Consider the following 6,964-nt stretch of genomic DNA (forward strand, 5'->3'; position numbering starts at 1 on the left):
ACTCTTCCGAAGCGGTTGGGGAAAGAATCCATAAACGAGGCAGTTCTGTCACCCTAACTTGGGCATTAGTGCGCTTAGCCTGACGGAAAACTTGACCATGAACCTGAATCAGTTTACCGATACAACTTAGCACCTCAAATTTAGTAACTGGGTTGCGGAACGGTTCAAAAATAGCAGGAGTTGTGGCCAGTTGTCCGAGTAATCCCAGGCTTTGTCCATTGGTGGTTAGTGGCTGAGATGGCAAAAAGTAAACATCAATTTCTTGAACTTCCCCAGGCACTTTCCAGCTTGTTTCTACTTTCCCCAGGGGGTCGAGGAGTTCTTTCAGACATTGTTTGGCAAATTGGTCATGGACGTTTCTGGTCATGGAACAGCCTAAAAACTATAGGAAAGGGAGTAGGGAGTAGGGAGTAGGGAATAGGGAGTCGGGAGTCGGGAGTCGGGAGTAGGATAAAATTATCTATAACTCATAATTATTATAACCGATAATTAGTCATTTTTTTTTAATAAAAAACTTAATCAAAAAAACGGTGGTCAGTTTTTAAAAACTGACCATAAAAATCAAGGCTTATTTAGCATCACCCCAAAAAGTTATCGGATTTATTTCCTACTCTTCCTTCCTGTTCCCTGCTCCCTGTTCCCTATGACCTACTATTTATAAGTATTCAACCGAAAATGAGATAAAATAGAGTGGGTGCAGAATGCCAGCTCGGATGAACCGTTCCATGTTCCAACCGCAGCTTGGTACAGAATAGGGAAAAAACTCTACCAATATAAAAGTAAGATGACCGATTTACAAACGTTTTACCGAGCGACCAACCCCAGTAAAACCTTAGCGGTGGACAATGAGGAGGATCGCAAGTATTACATTGATTTATCTTCAGTACGCGGCGGTCAGATTATTGAAAAACTTAGAAAAAAGATTGCTATCTTTTCACCTAATCAACCTACCTGTGAACTGTTTACTGGGCATATTGGCTGCGGCAAGTCTACGGAGTTGCTCAGGTTAAAGGTGGATTTAGAACTGTCAGGATTTCATGTGGTTTACTTCGAGTCTGATCAAGACTTGGAAATGAGTGATGTTGATATCAGCGATATTTTACTGGCGATCGCTCGTCGAGTCAGTGAAAGTCTGGAAAGTGCTGGCATTAGCCTTCAACCAGGGTACTTCCAGAGGTTATTTGGTGAAGTCAAAGATATCTTAAAAACACCGATGGAGCTATCGGAGGTAGAATTCTCTGTAGGGATTGCCACCATTACCAGTCAAGCGAAAGCTAGCCCTAAGCAGCGGGATAAGTTGAGAGGATATCTAGAGCCTCGAACCAATGGACTTATTGAAGCCATTAATCAAGAGGTGCTGGAGCCTGCTATCAAGAAATTGAAACAGACCGGGAAAAAGGGACTAGTAGTTATTGTTGATAACCTTGACCGGGTGGATTCTATTCAAAAGCCCTTTGGTCGTCTTCAGCCAGAATATTTGTTTGCGGATCGAGGATCACAGTTGGGGGGACTGCACTGTCACGTGGTTTACACTATTCCACTGTCACTGCGGTTTTCCAATGACTTTGGGATGGTGACTGAACGGTTTATGACCGACCCCAAAGTCCTGCCAATGGTACCTGTGCATTTACGGGACGGTAGTAAACATGAACAAGGAATGGCACTGCTGCGACAGATGGTGCTGGCAAGAGCATTCCCAGATTTACAGCCAAACCAGCGTCTGACTAAAATTACAGCAATTTTTGACAGTGCTGAAACCTTAGACCGTTTATGTAGTGCTAGTGGCGGTCATGTGCGGAATTTGCTTCGGTTTCTCAATGATTGGATCATGGAGGAAGGAAAACTACCCCTTTCCCGTAATGGTCTAGAACGTATGATTAAGGCTCAGCATCATAAACTTGTGTTAGCGATCACTGATGATGAATGGGATTTACTGCGTAAAGTAGCTAAGGATAAGAAAGTGACTGGAGATGATGGATATCAAATCTTAATCCGCAGTCGCTTTGTTTATGAGTATTATGATCAAGAAGAACCTTGGTTTGATGTTAATCCGATTTTGGCAGAAGCTAAGGAACTACAGCTATGAGTGCCTCCGATAAAACCAAAGATGTTGCTGCCTACAACGAGCGTGCGTTGCAAAGATTGGCTTGGGCAATTGAAGCTTCTCAGGGGCAATTTTCACTGATTTTTGCACACTGTAACTATACCTATGTACAGCAGCAAATGACTGAGCGGCTGCTAGAAACTTGTCCTGTTCAAATCCGCGAGGTTGTGCTGAAAAAGTCTGATAGCAAACTTTATCGCAAGATTCGGCAGGATTTAGGAGATCAGCACCCAGGGGCTGTGATGGTCTTTGGCTTAGAGGCTGTTGATGATATTGATAGCTTGCTGGCTGCTACTAACCAAGTGCGGGAAGAGTTTCGGAAAAATTTCCATTTCCCCCTAGTGCTGTGGATTAATGATCAGGTTCAAACCAAATTGGTTCGGGTTGCTCCTGATTTCGAGAGTTGGGGCACAACTAGGGAGTTTCAAACCCCTCCTGATTCCTTATCTTATGAATTAATCTATACTCTCTCTCAAAAAGCTAAGGAGATCTTGGCTACCTTTCCAGACTCTGATCCTGACAAATTTTTGTATGATCTGAATCGGGGGATAGATGATCTATCAGAATTTGAGTCAGCTTGGCAAGATTTACACCATCATAACCAGGATATAGAGCCAGAGTTAGAAGCTAGTTTTTACTTGATGGTAGGTCGCAATTACTATGCTAAACAACAGTTTAAAGAATCCTTAATTTACTTTCATAAAAGCTTAGAGATATGGCAAAGACTAACCCGCATCGATTGGCAAGGGATGGTTTTATTTCATATCGGTTTATGTCCTTATGATGGAACAACTGCAGGAAAAAATTTAGTTGAACAATGTATTGATAGTTTAGCTCAGATATCTGATCAGGATTTAGCTAACCGATTGATTACTCAATTTGCCAGAGTCTTGCAACGCTTACAACGATGGGAAGACTTGGAAACCTTAGCCCAAAGGTCTCTAAGACTCCATAGAGCCAAGGGTAATTCAATTGAGTTAGCTAAAGATTATGGTTTTCTGGCGGAGGTAGCTTTAGCCAAATCAGCTTGGACTGAAGCTAAGGGATTAGCAGAGCAAGCACTCTCCATCCTGCCAACTAGTTTGTCAGCTGAATCAACAGTCACTTCATCGGAACATAAAGCCAAATTAGATGGGATGTCATCTGTTGATAAAGCTTGGTATTTATTATTATTAGCAATAGCAGAAAATGGTCTTGGTAACTATCAAGAGAGTATCAAGTATCTCCAGAGATCTAAAGCAGAAACTCAAGCCCATTATGCTCCAGAGCTTTATATTATGATTTTGGCAAGCTTGCGAGAAGCATACTTTAAACAGGGTGACTATTTAACTGCTTTTAGAGTTAAACAAAAACGAATATCCATTGAGCAACAGTTTGGCTTGCGAGCCTTTATAGGTACAGGGAGATTAGAGCCAAAACGAAGGAGAGCAAATTCTCAACTTCCAGCCTTTGAGCAGACTGAAATGGTTGCAGACGAAATCATCGCTTCTGGCAGACAACGCGATATCAATAATTTGCTTGAAAAAATTGGCAAACCTAATCATAAATTAACCGTCCTTTATGGTCCATCTGGGGTAGGAAAAAGTTCTTTAATCTATGCAGGATTAGTTCCAGTTCTCAAGCAGCGAGCTATTGGTCAGCGAGATGTATTGCCAATTGTCATGGGAGTCTATACTGACTGGGTCAGAGAGTTGGGCAAATTATTGGCAGAGGCTCTACATACAAGAGGCTTTAGTGCATCTATTAATTCCGAATCAGTCAACAGTATTTTGGAAGAGTTACAAGAAAATTATAACATAAATTTGTTAACAGTTTTAATTTTTGATCAGGTTGAAGAGTTCTTTTTACGCTTTTCAAATCGAATTGAAAGACAGACTTTTGCAAATTTCATAAAAACATGTATAGATCAAATACCTTATCTTCATATAGTCTTCTCGCAAAGAGAAGATTCTTGGCACTTTTTGTTACTCTTAGAGAGGCTAACTAAAATAGAAGCGATTGACGATCGAAATAATCGTTACTATTTAGGTAATTTTCATCCTCAAGAAGCTCGTATTATTTTTGAAAAGTTATCTAAAAATAATCAGTATTATTTAGATAAAGATTTAATTAATGAGTTAGTCAAAGATTTAGCAGGAGAGCTAGGGGAAGTTCGTCCCATTGAGTTGCAGATTGTAGGATCACAATTGCAAGAAGATAAAATAACTAAACTGGTTGAATATCAAAAAATCGGTTATAAAGAAAAGCTATTGGAAGAATTTTTAAATGGAGTTATTAAAGACTGTGGTAAAGAAAATGAACGTAATGCAGAACTATTTTTATACTGTCTAACAGATGAAAATAACAATCGAATACTCAAGACTAAAGCAGAATTATACTCCAATATATTGGAAGGGATAAATGAGACAGAAAACCTAGATTTAATATTAAATATTTTAGTTAAATCGGGATTAGTTTTACGTGTGCCAGAACATCCGAGTAATCGCTATCAATTGGAACATGACTATCTCGTTACTTTTATTCGCAGACGACAACAAATTGCTGAATCTGCTGAATTACGTACTGAGTTGGAACAGGAGAGAGAACAGCGAAAACTTATCGAATTCAAGCGGAATCAGATATATAGAAGGGCACTCGTTGGCTTAACTACAGCAATAATTTCTCTATCAGTCTTAGCCTCCTTGACATTGAGAATAGCCAAAAAGAATCAAATTATTACCCTTACTAAATCCTCAGAAGTTCTTTATAGTGTAAATAGGGAGTCACTTGATCCTCTAATAGCAGCTTTAAGAGCAGGAAAACAACTTAAATCAGCAATTGGAGTAGGAACCGATACCCGCACTCAGACTTTAGCTGCATTACAGCAAGCCCTTTATGGAGTCAGAGAGCGCAATCGTTTAGAAGGTTATGACAGTTGGGTTAATAGCCTCACTTTTAGTTCTGATGGTGAAATCCTTGCCACTGGCAGTGCTGATGGCACCGTCAAACTCTGGAATAGAGATGGTAAACTACTAAATACCCTCCAGGGACATACAGATATAGTCAATAGCGTAAGTTTTAGTCCTGATGGTAGAATCCTTGCCACTGGCAGTGCTGATGGCACAGTTAAACTCTGGCATAGAGACGGTAAATTACTCAAAACCTTCGAGGGAGATGAAGCTGGGGTTACAAGTATCGGTTTCAGCCCTGACGGTGAGCTTATTGTCATTAGTAGTAGTGACGGAATAGTAAGATTGTGGGACAAACAAGGCAACCCAATTGGGCAACCCTTTCCAATACAGAACACTGATATTACGAGTCTCAGTTTCAGTCCTGATGGTAAGGTGATTGCCAGTGGTAGTCGCAACGGAATAGTAAGATTGTGGAACAGAAAAGGCAACCCAATTGGGCAACCTTTTCCAGCACAGAAAGCTGGAGTCACAAGTATCAGTTTTAGCCCTGATGGTCAGACCCTTGCCACTGCTAGTCTGGATGGAGCTGTTAGACTTTGGAATCTTCAAGGAAAGAAAATTCTTACTCTCCAGAGTTCTGGTGCCACAATCAGCACCGTTAGCTTCAGTCCTGATGGTAAGACAATTGCCACTGGCAGTTTAGATGGAATTGTTAAGCTCTGGAGTCGGCAAGGTCAGGAACTCCAAATCTTGCGGGGTCATAAGAGAAGGATTATAAGTATGAGCTTTAGTCCCGATGGCAAAATTTTAGCCACCGGCAGTAGAGACTTTACTGTCAGACTCTGGAGCGTTGAGGGCTATGATCTCGAAACCCAAACCCTATTTGGGCATCAGGCTGCGGTTGATAGAGTCAGCTTTAGTTCCGATGGTAACTTAATTGCCAGTGCTAGCTTCGATGGAACTGTTAAAGTATGGAAACGAGACGGTGCACTAGTCAGTACCTTAAAAGGACATAAAGGTGCAGTCATAAGTGTTAGTTTCAGCCCTGATGGTCAAACCCTTGCTAGTGCTGGTTTCGGTGGAGATGTTCGACTTTGGAAATTAAGTGGTGAACCAATAGCCATTTTCAAAGGACATGAGGACTGGGTAAATAGTGTAAGTTTTAGCCCAAATGGCAAATTCCTTGCCAGTGCTAGTTTAGACGGAACGATAAGACTATGGAGTCTCGACGGTAAACTAATCACAACTATTTATGCCCATAAAGGTGATGTTTACAGCGTCAGTTTCAGCCCTGACGGAAAAACTCTTGCTACTGCTGGTAGAGATGGAACCGTAAAATTCTGGGATGTGCAGACAGGAGTGGAAATCCGCACCCTTTTAGGACATGATAACTGGGTCGATAGCGTCAGTTTCAGCCCTGACGGAAAAACTCTTGCTACTGCTGGTAAAGAGGGAACCCTAAAACTCTGGGATGTAGAGACAGGAGCACAAATCCTTACCCTTCAAGGACATAGCGGGGAAGTCAATAGCGTCAGTTTCAAACCCGACGGTATCACACTTGCCAGTGGTAGTAGTGACGGAACCGTGAAACTCTGGTCTACAGACGGTCAACTACTCCAAACCCTCCAGAATAGTGGTGCTGGGATCAATAGTGTTAGCTTCAGCCCGGATGGCAAGTACCTTGCTTCTGCTAGTGATAATAAAACTGTAATGTTATGGAATATCAATAATATCGATCTAGCTCTAAATAATCTAGATGAGCTACTGCGACGTGGTTGCGATTGGGCTGGGGATTATCTGAAGAATAACCCGAATGTAAGTAAAAGCGATCGCACTCTTTGTGAAGGCTAGCTGCTGTTGGTTATTTTCTACAAAAACATTGCAATATCTACAAAGATGAGTTAGACTTTAAGCATAGATTTAATTCCATTAAAGATACTTTGTAACTTAAATTAAAGCCGATAACCAA

General features: G+C 41.2%; 2 protein-coding genes and 1 pseudogene. 2 read left to right on the plus strand and 1 reads right to left on the minus strand.

Annotated elements, in window-relative coordinates; all coding sequences use genetic code 11:
• Positions 1–367: pseudogene (locus F6K49_RS32935) on the minus strand (hypothetical protein); the annotation flags it as partial.
• Between the two features lie 417 nt (positions 368–784).
• Between F6K49_RS32935 and F6K49_RS32940 the strand changes: the two are divergent.
• Positions 785–2,086, plus strand: coding sequence for an AAA family ATPase (locus tag F6K49_RS32940; protein ID WP_293020295.1), 1,302 nt, complete (start codon positions 785–787; stop codon positions 2,084–2,086).
• On the plus strand, positions 2,083–6,846 hold the full coding sequence (locus tag F6K49_RS32945; protein WP_293020219.1) for a hypothetical protein: 4,764 nt from the start codon (positions 2,083–2,085) through the stop codon (positions 6,844–6,846). The genes F6K49_RS32940 and F6K49_RS32945 overlap by 4 nt, the downstream gene beginning before the upstream one ends.
• Positions 6,847–6,964: the final 118 nt, after the last annotated feature.

This window comes from Moorena sp. SIO3I6, from assembly GCF_010672095.1.